General features: G+C 74.0%; 14 protein-coding genes. 13 read left to right on the top strand and 1 reads right to left on the bottom strand.

Annotation, left to right across the window (positions count from 1 at the left end; genetic code table 11):
• The first annotated feature begins 2 nt into the window (after window positions 1-2).
• Genes OG251_RS15640 through OG251_RS15590 form a run of 11 tightly spaced genes read left to right on the top strand, consistent with a single transcriptional unit; the run spans window position 3 to window position 16,955 of the window.
• Window positions 3-251, top strand: coding sequence for a hypothetical protein (locus OG251_RS15640; protein WP_326677758.1), 249 nt, complete (start codon window positions 3-5; stop codon window positions 249-251).
• 15 nt (window positions 252-266) lie between these two features.
• Complete coding sequence (locus OG251_RS15635; RefSeq protein WP_326677757.1) at window positions 267-2,066, top strand: AfsR/SARP family transcriptional regulator; 1,800 nt, start codon at window positions 267-269, stop codon at window positions 2,064-2,066.
• 4 nt (window positions 2,067-2,070) lie between these two features.
• Window positions 2,071-4,389, top strand: coding sequence for a TOMM precursor leader peptide-binding protein (locus OG251_RS15630; protein WP_326677756.1), 2,319 nt, complete (start codon window positions 2,071-2,073; stop codon window positions 4,387-4,389).
• Window positions 4,379-6,490 carry a TOMM precursor leader peptide-binding protein gene (locus OG251_RS15625; protein WP_326677755.1) on the top strand — a complete coding sequence of 704 codons (2,112 nt, stop codon included), beginning with the start codon at window positions 4,379-4,381 and terminating at the stop codon, window positions 6,488-6,490. Before OG251_RS15630 ends, OG251_RS15625 begins: the two co-directional genes overlap by 11 nt.
• 14 nt (window positions 6,491-6,504) lie before the next feature.
• A complete protein-coding gene (locus OG251_RS15620; RefSeq protein WP_326677754.1) occupies window positions 6,505-8,103 on the top strand; it encodes a nitroreductase family protein in 1,599 nt (532 codons plus the stop codon).
• Window positions 8,104-8,119: 16 nt separating this feature from the next.
• A complete protein-coding gene (locus tag OG251_RS15615; RefSeq protein ID WP_326677753.1) occupies window positions 8,120-10,900 on the top strand; it encodes a lantibiotic dehydratase in 2,781 nt (926 codons plus the stop codon).
• Window positions 10,897-11,985 (top strand): lantibiotic dehydratase C-terminal domain-containing protein, encoded by a 1,089-nt coding sequence (locus OG251_RS15610; protein ID WP_326677752.1) that lies wholly within the window; start codon window positions 10,897-10,899, stop codon window positions 11,983-11,985. The genes OG251_RS15615 and OG251_RS15610 overlap by 4 nt, the downstream gene beginning before the upstream one ends.
• Complete coding sequence (locus OG251_RS15605) at window positions 11,982-13,118, top strand: site-2 protease family protein (RefSeq protein ID WP_326677751.1); 1,137 nt, start codon at window positions 11,982-11,984, stop codon at window positions 13,116-13,118. The genes OG251_RS15610 and OG251_RS15605 overlap by 4 nt, the downstream gene beginning before the upstream one ends.
• A 22-nt stretch (window positions 13,119-13,140) precedes the next feature.
• Window positions 13,141-14,112: an ABC transporter ATP-binding protein gene (locus OG251_RS15600; protein WP_326677750.1), complete on the top strand. Its 972-nt coding sequence runs from the start codon at window positions 13,141-13,143 to the stop codon at window positions 14,110-14,112.
• Between the two features lie 51 nt (window positions 14,113-14,163).
• Window positions 14,164-14,919 carry an ABC transporter permease gene (locus OG251_RS15595; protein ID WP_073726000.1) on the top strand — a complete coding sequence of 252 codons (756 nt, stop codon included), beginning with the start codon at window positions 14,164-14,166 and terminating at the stop codon, window positions 14,917-14,919.
• Window positions 14,916-16,955: a TOMM precursor leader peptide-binding protein gene (locus OG251_RS15590; protein WP_326677749.1), complete on the top strand. Its 2,040-nt coding sequence runs from the start codon at window positions 14,916-14,918 to the stop codon at window positions 16,953-16,955. The genes OG251_RS15595 and OG251_RS15590 overlap by 4 nt, the downstream gene beginning before the upstream one ends.
• Before the next feature lie 119 nt (window positions 16,956-17,074).
• Here the strand turns inward: OG251_RS15590 and OG251_RS15585 are convergent, their stop codons facing one another.
• On the bottom strand, window positions 17,075-17,251 hold the full coding sequence (locus tag OG251_RS15585) for a thiazolylpeptide-type bacteriocin (RefSeq protein ID WP_073726004.1): 177 nt from the start codon (window positions 17,249-17,251) through the stop codon (window positions 17,075-17,077).
• A gap of 218 nt (window positions 17,252-17,469) precedes the next feature.
• Here OG251_RS15585 and OG251_RS15580 point away from each other — a divergent pair, with 218 nt between their 5' ends.
• Complete coding sequence (locus OG251_RS15580) at window positions 17,470-18,729, top strand: amidohydrolase (RefSeq protein ID WP_326677748.1); 1,260 nt, start codon at window positions 17,470-17,472, stop codon at window positions 18,727-18,729.
• Entirely contained in the window at window positions 18,726-18,977 is a 252-nt protein-coding gene (locus OG251_RS15575) for a hypothetical protein (RefSeq protein ID WP_326677747.1), read from the top strand. The genes OG251_RS15580 and OG251_RS15575 overlap by 4 nt, the downstream gene beginning before the upstream one ends.
• Window positions 18,978-19,081 lie beyond the last annotated feature (104 nt).

Here is a 19,081-nt window from a genome sequence, read left to right as displayed (position 1 = left end):
CCATGTCTTCGCTTTCGCAGCAGCCGCGCGGTCCGGTGCGCAGCGCCGTCGCCGTCACCACTCTCGCGCTCGTCTCGCTCGCCCTCTCCGCCGGTGCCGCGTCGGCGGCCCCCGCATCGGCGACCGCCCCGGAACACCTCCCCGAACACACCGCCCGGACGCTCTGTACGCAGGTGGAGGAGTTCCTCGGGCGACTGCCCCTTCCCTCCGGGCCTGTTCGGGTGTGCAAGCTGGTCAACGGCTGGGACTAGGGGCGGGAGGCCGTGATGCGCTTCCAGATCCTCGGGCCGCTGGCCCTCGCGGACGGCCCCGACACCGTCGTACTCCAGCCCTCGAAGCCCACGATCCTGCTCGCCGCCCTCCTGCTGCACGCCAACTCCGTGGTGTCCGCCGAGTACCTGCAACGGGCCGTCTGGGGCGAGGAGCAGCCCGCCACCGCCAAGGCGGCGCTCCAGACCTGTGTCCTGCGGCTGCGCCGGCTGTTCACCAAGCACGGGGTCACCGAGACCTCGATCGAGGCGGTGCCCGGCGGCTACCGGATCACCGCCGCACCGCACTCCCTGGACCTCCTCGGTTTCCGCGACCAGATCCGCCGGTCCGTGGCCCTCTCCGGCGACCCGGAGGCCGAGCTCTACACGCTCAAGGACGCGCTGTCGCTCTGGCAGGGCTCCCTCCTCGCCAACGTGCGCTCCGACGTCCTGCACCGGGACGAGGTGCCCCGGCTCGCGGAGGAGCGGCTGCGGAGTGTGGAGCGGGTCTGCGATCTGCTGCTGGGCCTGGGGCGCTGCGGGGAGGCGCTGGTCGAACTGTGGACCGCTACGCGCGTATATCCGGGGCACGAGCGCTTCCACGAGCAGCTGATCGAGGCGCTCTACCGGACCGGGCGGCAGTCCCAGGCCCTGGCCGAGTACCGCAGGGTCAAGGGCTTCCTCCTGGACGAACTGGGAGTGAACCCGTCGCCCGCCCTCCAGCAGCTGGAAATGGCGATCCTGCGCGGCGAGGACCTGGGCACCGGGGAGCCCGCGCCCCCGCTGCCGCCCGCTCCCGCCGTCCGGGTCATCGAAGGGGAGACCGTCCCCGTCCCGGGCGTCGGCCCGGTGCCCACCGTGCCCAACTTCACCGGGCGCGAGGCCGAGACGGCCGCGATGGTCGCCCGGCTCACCGCCGGTGCCGAGCCCGGCGCGAAGGACCGGCAGCCGCTCACGGTCCTGGTGTCGGGCGCACCCGGCATCGGCAAGTCGGCCCTCGCCCACCGGGTCGCCCACCTCGTGCGGGACGCCTTTCCGGCCGGCCGGCTGCTCGTGCCGATGACCCGGCCGGACGGCGAACCGCGCCGCGTCGCCGAGGTCGCGGCCGAGGTGTCGGCGGCCCTGCGCTCCGGGCGCGCGGGCGAACGCGCCCTGCTCGTCCTCGACGATGTGGTGGACGCCGATCAGGTGCGCCCGCTGCTGCTCCCGGCGGACGGCCCCGACATCGCCGTCGTCGTCACCAGCCGGATGGGTCTGGCCGGGCTCATCGCCACCCACGGCGGCTGGGTGCACCGGCTCTCCGCCTTCACGGAGGCGGAGTCGTACGCCCTGCTGCTGGCCGCACTCGGTGCCGAACGCGTCGAGGCGGAGCCGCAGGCCGCCCACCGGCTGGCCGCGCTGTGCGGGCACTTCCCCGTGGCCCTGCGCATCCTGACGGCCCGGCTGCTGACCCGGCCGGGGCTGGGGCTCGGCCACGCCGTCGACTGGCTGGGCGAGGACCCGCTCGCCCGGCTCACCCTGACCGATTCCCCCGGCCTGTCCGTCACCGGCCTGTTCGACCGGGCGCTGGGCCGGCTCGATCCCCGGCTGTCCGAGGCGTTCCTCCGGGTCGGGGCGGGTCCGCTCGACACCTTCGGGGCCGAGGACGTCGCACCGGGGAGCGGGACGGCGCCGGAGACCGAGGCCGTACTGGAGCAGCTGGCCGACGCCGGACTGCTGGAGGACGGCCCGCCGGGCCCGTACCGCATCCACGCACTGCTCCGCGCGCACATACGAAGAACCGCCCGGATCCGCATCCGCCGCACAGAGAAGGTGTGAACCCATGGCCGAGAGTGCCGAAGCCGTAGCCGACAACGCCGCCGAAACCGCCGCGGCCGCAGGGGCGGCCGGTCGCGCGGCCGCCACGACCGGGGCGTTCGACTCCCTGGCCGGGACCCGGCCGCGCATCCGCCAGGACGTGCTGTTCACCGAGACCCCCGGCGGCGTGCTGTTCCACAACGCCGACGGCGGCTTCCATCTGACCGGCCGCACCGCCTACCGCTTCGCCTCCCTCGTCGTCCCGCACCTGACCGGCCACCACCGGCTCGACGAACTCTGCGCGGGCTTCGGACCGGCCCAGCGGGCGATGGCCGCCGAACTCGTCAAGACCCTGTACGCACGGGGGTTCGCCCGCGACATACCGGTGGCGGACAGCACGGCGGAGCCCCTGCCGGACGCGGTCGCCGAGCGGTTCGCCGCCCAGATCGCCTATGTCGACCACTACGCCGACGGCGCCCCGGAGCGCTTCGCCCGCTTCCGTGCCACCCGGGTCGCGGTCCTCGGCGACGACGAGGTCGCCCGCTGGTGCGCGCTCAGCCTGGTGCGCAACGGGTGCGTCCGGATCGGTACGGCAACGGACTTCGACGACGTCACCGCCGAGGCGGCCGAGGCGGGCGCGTACGTCGAGCGCATCGGCTCGGGCGCGGACGCCGGGATCAACGCCTCGGGAGCGGGCACCGGGATCACGGCGCCGGGCACGGACGCCGGCTGGGCGGCGCTCGGCGGTTACGACGTCGTCGTGGTGACCGGCGCCGGGGCCGGGGCGCGTACCCAACGGCTGCTCGCCGCCGGGGTGCCCGAGGGCCGGACCCTGATCCCCGCCTGGTCGTTCGGCCGCCGCCTCGTCGTCGGACCGCTCGCCACCGCCACCTCCACCGGCTGCTGGTCCTGTGCCGTCCTGCGGCTCGGCGGCAACGTGGCCCCCGGGCCCGCCGCCGAACTCTGGGGCGAGGCCGCGGGCGCCGTCACCTCCTCGGCGGACACGCTGTCCGGCCCGGTCGCCGCGATGGTCGGCAACCTCCTCGGGTACGAGATCTTCCGCATCGCCACCGGCGCCCTGCCCGCGGAGACGGCCGGTCAGGTCCTCGTCCAGGACCTGGAGTCGCTCGATGTGATGGCCGAACCGGTCCAGCCCCACCCCCGGTGCCGCCGCTGCGCCGCCCTCGACGCCCGTGAACCCGCCGCCGCGCTGCCGGAGGACCTGGCGCTCCCCGTCACCCCGACCGTGGAGACCGCCCGCGACGCGGAGGCGCTGGTCGAGGACCTGAACCGGATCAGCACCGCCCTGGTACGCCCGTTCACCGGGATCTTCGGCCGGTACGACGACGAGGGGCTGACCCAGACCCCGCTGAAGATCAGCCGGGTCGAGGTGGCGCTCGGGGCCGGGGTGCGGCGCCGGATCGCCGCGTTCGACGTGCACCATCTGGCGGGCGCGCGGATGCGGGCGCTGTACGCGGCGGCGGAGGTGTACGTCGAGCACGTGGTGCCGGTGGCCGCCGAGGACACCGGGGCCGCGGTCGCCGGGGTCGACTCGGCGGTTCCCGTGCTCGCCCCGGACGCGCTGACCACCGGGGGCGGCACCGGGGCCCGCCCGCGGTCCTGGGTCACCGCCACGTCCCTGATCCGCAAGGAGCCGGTCCGGGTGCCCGCCGCCGCCGTGCGCACCTTCGGGGCCCACAACCGGGACCGGCCGCACCTGGCGACCTCGGCCGGCTCGGGCGCGGGAGGCAGCGCACGGGAGGCGGCGGGGCGCGGCCTGATGTCGGCGCTCGCCCACGACGCGCTGCTGCGGGCGGTCCGGGGCACCACCCGGGTGAGCCCCGTGGCCGTCGACGGCGCCGACCCGGAGCTGGTGTTCCTGCTGAAGTCCGCGGCCAACCTGGATGTCGCGGTGGAGCTCCTCGACCTCGGTGAGGGGGCCCGCACCTCGGCCCAGGTGGTGCTGGCCCGCGAGGCGAACACCGGCGCCACGGGCGGGCGGTGGGCGGTCGGCTCCGGTCTGTCGCGGCGTGCGGCGGCCTGCTCCGCCCTGCGGGATCTGCTCGGTCAGGTGCAGCTGGCCGCCGAGGACCCGGGTGCGGAGGTGGACCTGGGTGATCCGCTGCTCGGTGACTTCGCCGCCGGGACGGTCGCGGTGACCGGGGAATCCGTCACGGCGGACGCGGCGGCGACCACGTTCGACGCGGTGCTCGACCGGCTGCGGGAGGCCGGGCGCGACGCCCTGTACATACCGACGACCCCGGCGGACCTCCCGGCGGGCGGCATCAGCACCGCCCGGGTGCTCCTCACCGTGGACGGCGAGGTCGGCCCCGATGCCCGTTGAGACCGCCGACGCGGCCGCCACGGACGCGCGTGCGCCCGGCGCCGTACTCGCCGATTCCACCCGGCGCCTCGCGGGACTCCTCGCGGAACGGCTGGCCCGGCACACCGCCGAGCCGCCGCCGCTGGACGTGGCGCCCCTGGGCGTGCGCGACGCCTTCGCGGACCTCGCGCCGACGGACGAACCGCCGACGGCCGGCGCACCGGCGGACACCGGGCGCGCGGTGCCCGTCCGCGCCGTTCCCGTCCGCTACTACGGGCAGCACGCCGTCGTCGGCCCCTTTCCCGCCGCACCCCCGGCCACGGAGGGGGCGGAGGGCGGCGGCGCAACGGTCCAACAGCCCTGTGCGCGCTGCCTGGACCGGCGCTGGCAGGGGGTCCGCTCCGTCGCCCTGCGCGAGGCGCTGGAGCTCGGCTCCGGCACCCGGGCGGCCGGGGAGTCCCCCTATGTCACCCCGTTCGGGGCCGAGGCCCTCGCGGGTGTCATCGCCGCCCGGCTGAGCGGCAGCGGACCCCGGACCGGCGCCTTCCCCTACGTCCATCTCGTCGACCTCCAGACCCTGGCGGTCCGCGGCTATCCGCTCGTCCCCGATCCGGAGTGCCCGGTCTGCGGCCGGCCGGAGCCGGACACCGCCGAGGCCGCCGCACTCACCCTGCGGCCCGCCCCCAAGCGGAAGCCCGGCAGTTTCCGGGTCCGGGACATCGCCGACTACGAGCTGCCCGTCGAGCCGTACGCCAACCCGGTCTGCGGCTCGCTGGGCCCCTCCGTCGTCCAGGACGTCTCCTCCACGTCCACCTCCGCCACCATCGGCCGGTTCTCGATGCGCTCGGGCGAGTACCTCCGCGAGACGTTCTGGGGCGGCCACGCCGACACCTTCGCCGAGAGCGTGCGCATCGGGGTCCTCGAAGGGCTTGAGCGGTACGCGGGCATGCGCTCGCGGGCCAAGCGCGCCCAGGTGCGGGCCTCCCTGCTCGCCCTGCGCGGGCGCGGTGAGCACGCGCTCGACCCACGGGTCTGCGGGCTGTACTCGGACGCCTTCCACCGGGCCAATCCCCGGGTCACCCCGTTCACCCCGGACCGCGAGATCCCCTGGGTGCGCGGCTACTCCCTGCGCGACCACCGCACGGTCCTGGTCCCGGAAGTGCTCACGTACTACCACGCACCCGGTCTGGAGAACCGCTTCGTGCAGGAGAGCTCCAACGGCTGCGCGTCCGGCGGCTGTCCGGAGGAGGCCGTCTACTTCGGGCTGATGGAGGTCGTGGAGCGCGACGCGTTCCTGCTGGCCTGGTACGGGCGGGCCGCCCTGCCCGAGATCGACCCGCGCACCAGCCGCCGCCCGGCCACCCGGCAGATGGTGGACCGGCTGGAGATGTACGGCTACGAGGCCCGCTTCTTCGACACCCGGATCTCCTTTCCCGTTCCTGTGGTCACGGGAGTCGCCGTGCGCCCGGACGGCGGTCGGGGCCGCATGTGCTTCGGCGCGGGGGCCGGGCTCGATCCGGAAGCCGCCCTGGCCGGTGCGCTCTGCGAGATCGCGACCGACGCGGTGAACCTCCAGGGACGTACCGAACGCGACGAGACACGGCTGCGCGCCATGGCGTACGACTTCGACAAGGTCGAGGCGCTGCACGACCACCCGCTGGCCTACGGCATCCCGGAGATGGGCGACCACGCCCACTTCCTGCTGGGCGAACCGGGCGCGCCGCGTCCGCCCAAGCGGTCCTTCACCGAGCTGTACGGCGACGGGGGAGGGGGCGGGGACACGGTCGGCGACCCGCACGGCGACCGGAGCGGGGGCGCCGGGCGGCACCCGGCGATCCCCGTCTCCGACGACCTGCGGGAGGACCTGGACCGGTGTGTGGAGGCCGTCACCGGGGCGGGGTTCGATGTGATCGTCGTCGACCAGACCATGCCGGAACAGCGCGCCCTGGGCCTGACCACCGTCTCCGTCATCGTGCCGGGGCTGCTGCCCATCGACTTCGGCTGGAGCAGACAGCGGGCACTCGGCATGCCCCGGCTGCGCACCGCGCTGCGCGAGGCGGGACTGCGCGAGGGCGACCTCACCGACGCCGACCTCAACCCCGCACCCCACCCCTTCCCGTGACCAAGGAGCTCGCCATGGGGTACGCCCATGAATACGCGGCCGCGATCATGCAGCGCGGCCGGGTCCCGATGGACCCCGCCGATTTCGTACCGAACTGGTCGGACGGACCGCGCAAGGCCAAGTTCTACCCGGGTACCGACAGCCTGCCGCTGCCCGGCACGGACTACCCGGCCCACGCGACGCTGGACCGCGGACTGGCCCAGGAGGGGCTCCTGGAAGGGGAGTTCGACCTGCCGGCACTCTCCGGGATGCTCCGCGACTCCTACGGGCTCACCGGCCGCCGCCTCGGTGTCCAGGCCAACACCGACCTGAGCGCCCTGCCCCACTACCCGCTCGCCAACTGGTCCCGCGGCTCCGCGTCCGGCGGCGGCCTGTACCCCGTGAGCGTCTACTGGGTCTCGGGTCCCGGCGGCCCCGTACCGCCCGGAGCGCACTACTACTCCACCCGGCACCACACGATGCAGCGGCTGCTCACCGGCGATGTGTCCGGTGAGGTGCGCGCCGCGCTGGGGGACGGGGCACCGGGTCCCGCCACCGACCAGTACCTGGTACTCGGCGTCAAGTACTGGCAGAACTCCTTCAAGTACAACAACTTCTCCTTCCACGCCGTCTCCATGGACGTCGGCGCCTGTGTGCAGACCTGGCGGATGTGGGCCGGTGCGCGGGGCCTCGGTGTCGAGCCCGCGCTCTGGTTCGACGAGGAACGCCTCGCCGCGCTGCTCGGGGTGAGCACGAAGGAGGAGGGCATCTTCGCCGTCGTCCCGCTGAAGTGGACGGGTGCGGCGGGTACCTCGGGCGTTGCGGCAGCTTCCGGCGCGTCTTCCGGTCCCCTCTACCCGGTGCGGCGCAAGGACGTCGAGCGCTCCCGTACCGTCCTCGGCTTCGACGCGCTGGAGCGGATGCAGGCGGCCACCTCCGCCCGTGCCACCGCCCGGCCCGCCCCCGGCGCGCTGGCCCCCGCCGCCGCGCCTCCCGCCGACCCGGCGCTCCCCGAAGTGGCCCTGGCCCCCGCGCTGCCGCTGGACACCGACGTACGCACCGCCCTGCGCCGCCGCCGCAGCAGCTTCGGCCGCTTCGACGCACAACGCCCGGTGAGTGCGGCTCAGTTGGCGACCTGTCTCGCGGCGGCCGTCACCGGGTCCCGGATCGGCGGGGACACGGGCGGCACCCGGCTGGCGAAGCTGTACGCGTTCGTCAGCCATGTCGAGGGACTGGAGCCCGGCAGTTACGCCTACGACCCCGAGGCGCACAGTCTGCGGCTGGTCAAGGAGGGCCGGCCGGGGGAGTTCCTCCAGAAGAACTACTTCCTCTCCAACTACAACCTGGAGCAGGCGGGCGCCGTCCTGGTGCCCACGGTCCGTACGACCGCCGTCCTGGACGCGGTCGGCGACCGGGGATACCGCCTGGTCAACGCCACCATCGGCGCCGTCGCGCAGAGCGTGTACACCGCCGCGTCCGCCGTGGACCTCGGCTGCGGTGTGGCGCTCGGCTTCGACAACATCTCCTACATCGAGGAACTGGGCCTGGCGGCGACGGGCGAAGCGCCGCTGCTGATCATGATGATCGGCCATGAACGGCCCGCCCCCGCCGACTTCCGCTACGAGATCGCCTGAGCCGGGGGTACGGACGATGCCTCACGATTCCACGAACCCCGCCGTGATCCGGCCCGCGTTCATGCTGCGCGTCGCCGGGCTTCCGGTCGAGAGCGTGCGGGGCCTGCGCTGCCCCGAAAGCCGCCGCTGGGCCGACGACATCCTCGACGGGACCGAGCGGCTGGGCCTCGCCGCGGGGACGGTCGGCGATCAGCTGCACGAGCTGATCGGCGGCAGCGACGACGAGCCGCTGCGCCGGACGCTGCTGAAGCTGCGCCGGGACGTCTTCAACAACCGGCTGCCGCAGGCCGAGGCGGCCGACCGCGCACTCGCCCTGGTCCGCTCCCTCGACCCGGCCGCCGGTGACACGCTGGCCGCCTGGCTGGAGGCCCGGCGCGGGCTCGACGAGCGCCGGAACGCGGGCGCCGCCCTGCTCGCCGCCGAGACGGGCCGCAGCCGCACCGAGCTGCGCCGGCTGGCGGGGGAGGACCGGCTGCGCAAGGCGCTGCTGCTGGCCTCGCCCACCCTGGACGCCCAGACCGACGCCTTCGTCCACCGTACGGCGGACGGCCCGCCCGACAAGAAGCAGCGCAAGATCGAGCGTTCGCTCCTCTCCTACCTCTACCGGACGGTCTGCAAGACCAGCCCGTTCTCCACGTTCACCGGCGTCGCCCTCGGCTCGCTGGGCGGTGACGGCGGGCTGCGGGTCCGGGTCGGCGCGGACTGGCACGGCCGGGTGCGGCTCAATGTCGTCGCCCTCGGACGGCTCGCCGACGCCGTGATCGCCGACCCGGTGCGCCGGGCCGATCTGCCGGTCGCCCTCGCCTCCGGCTGGGGCCGTGACGACGACCGGGTGCGCTATGTGCGCCGCTGGGTCACGGCGGGCGACGACGACACCGCCGTCACGTTCGACGCGGTGAAGGACCGGCTGTTCTTCCTGCGGCGCAGCGGCACCCTGGAGCGTCTGCTCGGCCTGTTCGAGGAGCGCGGGACCCTGCGCTACGGGGAGCTGTCCGGCTGGCTCGCGAAGGACCGGGACGCCACCGAGGAGGAGTGCGCGCAGTACCTCCAGGCGCTCCTGGACCTCGGCATGGTCCAGGTGCCGTGTCTGCGGACCGAGGTGCACGACACCGACCCGCTGCGCGCGTTCCAGGGTTCGCTGCGGGGCCTCGGGCGGCCCTGGGCGGACCGGCTCGCGGACCGGCTGAACGGGCCCGCCTCCCGCGTCGAGCGGTTCGCGGACGCCTCCCCGGACGAACGCCGGGCGCTGCTGGCGGAGTTGCGGGACGAGCTGCGCGGCGTCCAGGAGGAGGAACTGGGCGCCGTACGCGCCAAGGTCCCGCAGACCCTGCTGTACGAGGACGTGGCGGCGGGGCGGGGCGTGGAGCTGGACCCGGCGGCCTGGCAGGAGCTGGCGGCCCGGCCGCTGGGCGCGGTGGAGCGGATCCTGCCCGCGTTCGATCTGACGCTGCCGCAGCGGATCACCTTCAAGGGCTTCTTCCTGGCCCGGTACGGGCAGGGCGGCCGCTGCGACGACCTGCTGAAGCTGGTGCACGACTTCCACGAGGACTTCTTCGACCAGTACATGTCGTTCACCGCCGGGCACACCACGTTCGACGCCGAGGGCACCTACGTACCGGAGGTGAACTGGCTCGGTCAGCCCCAGCTCAAGGCCCTGGACGCGGCCCGGCAGACGTTCGTGGAGCGGATGCGGGCCCTGTGGGAGACGACGGGGCCCGGCTGCGCCGAAGTGAGCGTCGACGAGGACTTCCTGGCCGCCGTGGCGGACCGGCTGGGCCCGATCGCGCCGGGCTTCGCGCCGATGAGCCACCACCTCCAGCTCGTGGACCGGCCCGAGGACCCGTTGGTCGTCCTCAACCGTTCCTACGGCGGGGTGTCCTTCCCGTTCAGCCGGTTCACCCACCTCTTCGACGGCGTTCGGGACGGTGAGGGACCCGGCGGAACACCCGGCGAAACACCCGGCGACGGCAGTCTCCACGAAGGTCTGCACGGCGGTCTCGACGGGCAGTTGCTGGCCGGCGCGGACGACATCGTGCCCGAGGGGGCCGTCCTCGCCGAGATCACCGGCGGCCCCGTCACCAGCAACCTCAATCTGCACGGGCGCCTCACCCGGTACGAGATCGTCTGCCCGGGGGAGAGGGGCACCCTGCCCGAGGAGTTCCGGATCGACCTCGAAGACCTCCACCTCGTCCACGACCCGGACGAGGACCGGCTGGTCCTGCGCTCCACCCGGCTCGGACGCGAGGTGATCCCCGTCTACCTCGGCTATCTCGTACCACTGGCCCTGCCCGAACTGCCCCGCACCCTGCTGCTGCTCTCCCCGACCTCGATGGCCCCGGTCAACGTGTGGGGAGGCGTCCCCGAGGGGGCACCGTCCGGCGGGGTGACCGGGCGCCCGAGGGTGCGCCACGGCAGTGTCGTACTGAGCCGGCGCAGCTGGAGCGCGCCCGCCGCCGTGCTGCCGCTGCGGAAGCCGGGGACGGCCGAGGACGGCTGGTTCCTCGGCTGGCACGGCTTCCGGCGTGCGCACGGCCTGCCCGACCGGGTCTTCGTGACCGTGTCGGACACCGGGGCACGGGGTGCGACCGGGGCCAAGCCCCAGTACCTCGACTTCGACAGCCCGCTGTCCCTGTCGGCGTTCGAGGCGCTGCTCAAGTCCCCCGAGGCGCGTGCGGTGTTCCGGGAGATGCTGCCCGACGAGGACGCCCTGCACGCCGTCTCCGCCCGTGGCCGCCATGTCGCCGAACTGGCCGTGGAGACGGCCGTACCCGTCCGAAGGAGGACCCAGACCCCATGAACGTCCCCACCGCCGCGACGCCCGCGACCCCGTCCCCGCAGACCGCCGACACGTCCCCCGGCCCCTGGCAGGCCATGCACATCTTCTACGCGGCCAACCCGCGCCCCCTGCTCCTGCACTGCGTCCGCCCGCTGATCGACGAACTGGAGGCGGACGGCCTCCTCGCGGGGTACTTCTTCATCAACTACTGGCTGGAGGGGCCGCACGTACGCCTGCGGCTCAGGCCCTCCTCACCAGCCGCCGGCGCGGAGGTGACGCGCCGCGCCGAACAGGCCGTGGACGCCTTCCTGGCCGAGCGGCCCGCGCTGTACGAGGTGGACTCCGGCTTCCTCAACGACTTCTACAACACGCTCTTCGAGATCGAGTTCCCCGGCAGCGAGCGCGGCCACTACATGGACGACCAGGGCCGGATGAACCTGCGCCCCAACAACTCGCGCCATGCGCAGCCGTACGAGCCGGAGTACGGGAAGTACGGCGGTCCGGCCGGGATCGAGCTGGCCGAATGGCACTTCCGGCACTCCAGCGACCTGGTCATCGACGCCTTCCGCTCCAAGAACCTCCACCTGCGCACCGTGCTGCTGGGCACGTCCGCCCAGCTGATGATGGTGATGTCGGCGACCTTCCTCCCGGACCGCGCGGAACTGGCGGACTACCTGGACAGCTACTACGAGTTCTGGCACCGGGCCTTCCCCGGAACCGGCTTCATCGGCACCGAGGAGTACGACCGCAACTACGCGGCGATGGCCGCCGGGCTCACCGCGCGCTTCGAGCGGATCATGGACGCCACCGCCGGGGCCGTCCGGGAGGAGGACCGCGGCCCGGCGGCCCTGCCCGGTTTCCTGGGCGGCTGGGCCGAGCACTGCGCCGAACTGCGCGACCGGGCCCGGAAGCTGACCGCCGACGGCGACCTGGTCTTCCGGTCCTGGGACGGTGAGCGCGACGAGCTGGTCACCGATCCGGCCGCCTCGCTGCCGCTGCTCCTGTCCCCGTACATGCATATGACCAACAACCGTCTCCACGTCACCATCAGGGACGAGGCCTACCTCAGCCATGTGCTGGGCCGCGCCCTGCGGGAGACCGGGTGAACGCCCCCGGGGCCCTGGCCGACTACCGCCCCGCGCTCCGGCCCCGGGTGCTGCTCAGCGACGCGCTGCTGTACGGCTCCGCGACCGTGCACCTGATCAAGGACACGGACAACGGCACCTCCTTCAAGGTCGGCGTCAAGGAGCACTTCCTGATCGCCCGGATGGACGGGGAGCGCAGCCTGAAGGAGATCGGGGAGGAGTACGCGGCGGAGTACGGGCGCAGGCTGGCGGACGCCAACTGGCAGCAGATCCTGCGGATGCTGGGCACCCGCGGTCTGCTCGCCGGATCGCCCGCGCCCGCGCCGGCTTCGGCCGAAGGTGCCACGTCCGGCCCCGCTCCTGCGTCCGGTGCGCAGCCCGCACGGGGAATTCTGCGCGGGAGCGTCCGGCTGGTCGCCGACGCGGACGCCACCACCGCCCGCCTGCACCGGGCGGTCGGCTTCCTTCTCGCTCCGGGCCTGCTGATACCGCTGCTGGCCCTCGTCGTGGCCATGGAGGTGGTCCTCGCCCGGCGGATCGGTGAACTGCTCATCGCCGTACGGGAGCTGTTCACCAACCCGGTGCTGCTGACCGGAGCCGCCACCCTGCTCTGGCTGAGCACGGCCCTGCACGAGCTGGCGCACGGGGTCGTCGCCCGGCACTACGGGGGCCGCGTCGCCGAGATCGGGCTGCGCTGGCGGCTGCCCGTCGTCATCATGTACTGCACGGTGGACAACTATCTCTACCTGGGCAGCCGTTGGCGGAGGATCGGCACGGCGGTCGCGGGCGCGGTGATGAACCTGGTCTTCCTGCTGCCCTTCTGTGCCCTGTGGCTGTTCGCCCCGCTCGACGACGCCACGCACGACGCGCTGGCCGGCCTGCTGCTGCTCGGCAGCGTCCAGGCGTTCGCGATGCTCGTGCCCTTCCCGCCGCTGGACGGCTACAAGATCGCGAGCCAGCTGGCCGGAGCGACCGGGCTCGCCGCCTCGGCCGGTACGTATCTGCGGCTCGTCACCCGCCGTGACCCGGCGGCGGCCGACTACCCGCGCCGGGCCCGGATCGCCTACACCGCCTACGGGCTCGGCTCGCTGCTCGTCCTCGCCGCGCTCGTCGCGGCGGTCGCGGCGGCCGCCCACCACCTGCTGACGGCCTGACGCATTCCCCAAGGAGAGTTCCATGAGCGCCACCGCCCCCCGCCCCCCGAAGGATTTCCCCGACGCCCCGGCCGCCCCCGCTCCCGACGCCCCGGTCACCCCGGCCGTCGCCCTGGACGGCGTACACAAGAGGTACGGCGACACCCGGGCCGTCGACGGGGTGTCCTTCACCGTGGCACGCGGGGAGTTCTTCGGTCTGCTCGGCCCCAACGGCGCGGGCAAGACGACACTCGTCGAGATCATGGAGGGCCAGCGCAGGGCCGACGCCGGAACGGTGACCGTCCTCGGCACGAGCCCCTGGCCGCGCAATGTCGCCCTGCTGCCCCGGCTCGGTGTGCAGACCCAGGCATCGGCGTTCTTCGTCCGGCTGACGGCCCGCGAGCACCTGTGCACCATGGCGGCCCTGTACCGCTGCGACGCGGCGGCGGCCGAACGGGCACTCGCCTCCGTCGGGCTCACCGAACAGGGCGACACCCGGGTGGACGACCTCTCCGGCGGCCAGCGCCAACGGCTCGCCATCGCCTCCGCCCTGGTCCACGGCCCCGAACTGATCTTCCTGGACGAGCCGACCGCCGCCCTCGACCCGCAGGCCCGCCGCGCCCTGTGGCAGGTGCTCCGCGACCTCAAGGGCGCGGGCCGCACCATCGTCTACACCACCCACCACCTCGATGAGGCGGAGGCGCTCTGCGACCGCGTCGCGATCATGGTCGACGGGAAGGTCGCCGCCCTCGACAGCCCCGCCAGCCTGATCGCGGCGGGCAGTCCCACCACCCGCCTGCTGGTCCCGGCGGGCCGGCTCACACTCGCCGCGGCGCGGGCCATCCCCGGCGTCGACCGGGCGGAGGAGGAGGCCGACTCGATCGTGCTGGAGACCCTCGAATCGGGCCGGGTGCTGGCCGCCGTCGACGCGATCGCCGGACTCCAGGGCGTACAGACGCGCACCGCGAGCCTCGAAGACGTCTACCTGGCCCTGACCGGTGCCCCGCAGCCGTAGAGCCGCCCCGGCCGCCCCTCCCACCTCCCAGAGCGATACGGAGCACCCCCGATGAGCGCATACGCCGCGCTGAGCCAGGCCGGATACCGGGCCTGCACGCGTGACCGGACGACCCTCTTCTTCACCTTCGCCTTCCCGCTGATCTTCCTGGTGGTCTTCGGGCTGATCTTCCACGGCCAGACGGTCGAGGAGAGCGGCAAGCCCTACATCAACTACATCGCCCCCGGCGTGCTGTCCTGGGGCGTCGGCAACGCCGCCGTCTTCGGCGTCGGCTTCACCCTCATGCAGTGGCGCCGCGACGACATCCTGCGGCTCATCCGGATGACCCCCACCCCGGTCTCCTCGGTGCTCGCCTCCCGTTACGTCCTGGCGCTCGGTATCGGAGCCGTACAGGCCGTGCTGTTCGTCGCCGTGGCCCTGCTCCCCTCGTTCGGTCTCGAACTGGACGGCCGCTGGCCGCTCGCGCTGCCGGTTCTGGTGCTCGGCATCACCGCGTTCCTCGCGATGGGCGTCATCGTCGGCAGCTACGCCAGGACACCGGAGGCGGTCGCCGCCGTCGCCAACTGCCTGATGATCCCGATGGCCTTCCTGTCCGGCTCGTTCTTCCCGCTGGACGCCATGCCGGGCTGGATGCAGAGCCTCTCCAGGGTCCTGCCGCTGCGCTACCTCAACGACGGGATCTCCGGCGCCGTCACCGGCCGCGGCTCCCTCGCCGACATCGGCGTCGCCTGCGCGGTGCTCGCCGGATTCGCGCTCGTCCTCGGCGCGGTCGCGCTGAAGACCTTCCGCTGGAGCGACAAGTCATGACGACCACGACGGTGGCCGCTGCGGCCACCCCGCTCGACGCGGCACGCACCCGCCTCCAGTCCGAACTGGCCGCGCGCCACGCCGCGTTGCCCGCACCGCTGTCCGGCCCGCCCGCGCTTCCCGCCCCGCGCGTCGTCCCGCTCGGCGCCGCCGACACCCTCGGCTTCGGTCACCCGGACCCGTACGCCGCCACCCGCCCCGCGGCGAACGTCCAGCTCACCGCCCGCGCCGTGCTGATCGGCCCCTGGGGCGGCGGGCCCGGCGCCACCGCCTGCGGCCAGTGCCTCGCCATGCGCTGGCAGCGGCTGCGCAGCCGCTCCGAGCGCGAGGCGCTCGAACTCGGCCACGAGCCGCACGGCGCCACCCACTGGCCGGTGCTCACCGGCTACGCGGTGGACGCCGTCTGGGCCACGTACCGCGCCGTCCTGACCACCGACCGCGCCCCGCGCGGTGCCGTTCCGCCCGGCGACCGCACCACCGCCCACCTCGCCGCTCCGCACGCCGACCGTGCCGTCACCGAAGCCACCGCGGCGGACCGCGCACTGCCCCAGGTCACCCGGATCGACCTCGGCACCCTCGCGACGGCCACCTTCCCGCTGCTGCCCGAACCGCTCTGCCCCGCCTGTGTGCACGAGGTGCCCGACACCGAGGCCGCCGCCCGGATGGAACTGGCCCCCGCCCCCAAGCCCGACCCGGACGGCTACCGGCTGCGCTCCCTCGACTCCTACCCGCTGCCGACCGCCGCCCTCGCCAACCCGGTCTGCGGCGCGCTCGGCTCCGACACCTGGATCAACCCGGCGTCCACCACCACCGCACCGGTCGCCGGAACCCACTTCGTCCGCGGTTACGCCGGACTCAACGACGTCACCTGGAGCGGCCAGGCCAACCGGTACGCGACCAGCCGCACCCTCGCCTACCTGGAGGGCCTGGAGCGGTACGCGGGCACCCACCGCAGACGCGGCACCTCACCCGTCGTCGACTCCTACACCAACCTCGCGGACCGGGCGCTGAACCCGGCGGACTGCGGTTTCTACGCCCCCGAGACCTACGCACGGGACCATCTGGTCAGCCCGTTCGACCCGGACCGGGCGATCCCCTGGGTCTGGGGCCACTCGCTGCGGGACGACCGCCCCGTCCTCGTGCCCTCCCGGCTCGCGCACTACAGCGCCGGGGTCGAGGCCGACAACTTCGTCTTCGAGTGCTCCAACGGCTGTGCCACCGGCGGAAGTCTGGAGGAGGCCATCCTCTTCGGGCTCCTGGAACTCGTCGAGCGGGACGCCTTCCTGCTGGCCTGGTACGGGCGCGCCCGGCTGGCGGAGATCGACCTCGGCTCCTGCCGCTCCCCGGCCGTCCGCTCCATGCTCGACCGCGCCGCGCTGCACGGCTACGACGTGCACGCCTTCGATACGCGGATGGATCTGGCGGTACCGGTCGTCACCGCGCTCGCGGTGCGCCGGGACGGCGGAACCGGCACCCTCTCGTTCAGCGCGGCGGCCGGCTTCGACCCGGAGGGCACCGTCGAGGCGGCCCTGTCCGAAGTCCTCACCTACATCCCGCACCTGCCCTACCAGGTGGCCGAGCGCCTGCCCGAACTGGAGCTGATGGCGCGGGACTTCACCAAGGTGCTGCATCTCAAGGACCACGCCCAGCTCTACGGTCTGCCCTCGATGACCGGGCACGCCCGCGAGTATCTGGAGCCCACCGCCGTCGCCCCGCTGGACGAGACGTTCGCCGACTGGCAGGAGCTGCGGCCCCGCACGGGTGACCTGCTGGACGACCTGCGGCTGCTGCGCGACCGGCTGACCGCGGCGGGGTACGACGTGATCGCCGTCGACCAGACCACGCCCGAGCAGCACCGGATGGGCCTGCACACGGTCTCCACCACCGTCCCCGGGCTGCTGCCGCTGGACTTCGGCTGGACCAGGCAGCGGGCGTTGCGCATGCCCCGGCTGCGTACCGCGCTGCGGGCGGCGGGCCGCCGCCCCGACGACCTGCCGGAGGAAGAGATCAAGGCCGTCCCGCACCCGTTCCCGTGACGGCACCCGTTCCCGTTTCCGCGCCTGTTCCCGGTCCCGCTTCCGCACGACCGGCAGCCCCCTCCGCCGACGGAGGGGGCTGCCGGAACGGCATCGCAGGCGCCGGTCCCGGTGTGGGATCAGGCGCAGCAGGAGGTGGTGCTGGTGGTGCTGGAACAGGTGGACGTCGACGAGGACGACGTCGAACCGGCGAGGACGACCTCGACCGCGTCCGAGTAGTCCGAGATCTCGAAGGTCTCCGACTCCAGCTCCAGGATCTCGTCGGCGAGGGTCGCGAGCTCAGTCTTCGGGGCCATGGTGTTCTCCCTGGGGTCACGGGGACCGGCCGGCCGATCCGGCACTGTTCCCCTGCGGTGGGTCCATTGCAGGGGCAGCCGCTGTCAGATCGGCCCGGCTTTCGCTGTCACCCCGCTGGCATCCGGTGACAGCGGAACGCCGAGGTGCTGAAGGACGGTCGGCGCAGGCTCGTACGGCGCGTACCGCTCGCACGTCCGAAGGAGAGAGGACCGACTCCATGTCCACACCCCTGCCGGTGCGGCGCCCGGTGCAGCACGCGGTGCTGCGCTCCGCGGTCGAGCTCTACCTCGACCTGCACGCCCACCCCGAACTCTCCGGAGCCGAGCACCGCACGGCCGGCCGCCTCGCGGACCGGCTGACGGAACACGGCTGCACGGTCACCCGTTCCGTGGGCGGCGGCCACGGTCTCGTCGGCGTCCTGCGCAACGGGCCGGGGCCCACTGTGATGCTCCGCACCGAGCTCGACGCGCTGCCCGTGACCGAGCGCACCGGCCTGGCGTACGCGAGCACCGTCCCCGGGGTCATGCACGCCTGCGGCCACGATCTGCACATGGCGGCGGTGGCCGGTGCGGTGGCCGAACTCGCCGCCGCCCGGACCGCCTGGCGCGGCACGGTCCTCGTGGTGGGCCAGCCCGCCGAGGAGACCCTGACCGGGGCGCGGGCCATGCTGGACGACGGCCTGTACGAGCGTTTCGGCACCCCGGACGCGGTCCTCGCCCAGCACGCCGCACCGCTCCCGGCGGGCACGCTGGGCCACCCGGCCCCCGGCCCCGCCCCCCTGATGGCGGGAAGCGTCAGCGTCGATGTCACCGTGCACGGCCGGGGCGGTCACGCGGCCACCCCGCACCTCGCCGTCGACCCGGTCCTGACGGCCGCCGCGATCGTGCTGCGGCTCCAGTCCGTCGTCGCCCGGGAGACCTCCCCGGCCGAACAGGCCGTGCTGACCGTCGGCTCGATGCGGGCGGGGGAGCGGGGCAACATCATCCCGGACACGGCCGAACTGTCGCTGTGCATGCGGGCGTTCTCCGGCCCCGTGCTCGACCGGATGACGGCCGCCGCCGAACGCATCGTCCGGGCCGAGTGCGTGGCGTCGGGCTGTCCCCGGGAACCGGACGTCACGGTGACCGCGCGCTCGCCCGTGCTCGTCCCCGATCCGGTGCTGACGGCCACCGTGCGCGGGACCCACGAGAGCCTGCTGGGACCGGACCGGGTCCTGGACTTCGGGACCACCACCGCCACGGAGGACTTCCCCTGGTTCGCGGAAGGGGGCGTGCCGGCCGCGTACTGGATGCTCGGTGTGACCGGGGCCCGGCAGTGGCGCACGGCCCGCGCCGGGGGCGAACCCGTCCCGCCCAACCACGCGCCCGGGTTCGCCCCCGATGTCCGCACGGCCCTGCCCGCCGGGATCGGGGCGATGGTGTCGGCGGCCCGGCAGGTGCTGGGAGCCGGGCCGGGCGGCGGCGGGGAGGCGCGGTGACGCGGCCCGGCTGGACCGATGTGGCCGTCGTGCGCCGCGACCGTACCGCCCCGACCGGGGAGACCACCGTCGTACGGCTGCTGGGCATGCTCCCGGCGCACTGGACCTGCTCGCCCGGGGCGGTCGGCCAGGACCGGGTGGTGCTGCGGGTTGAGCTGGGCGGGGGGACGGACGAGGCCGCGGTGCGGCTGGCGTTCTCCCGGGTCCTGTCCGACGCGGCGCTGCACGGCTGGAGCCGGGAAGCCTGACCTCGGTGCCGGTGCCGGTGCCGGTGCCGGTGCTGGGCGCTGGGTCCTGCCGGGGTCGACCGGGCTCGGCTCGGGCGGGAGAGGTTCCCCGGCGCCGCGCCCCG

This window comes from Streptomyces sp. NBC_01237 (assembly GCF_035917275.1).
Lineage (GTDB): Bacteria > Actinomycetota > Actinomycetes > Streptomycetales > Streptomycetaceae > Streptomyces.
This window is presented reverse-complemented; position numbering and strand designations above follow the sequence as displayed.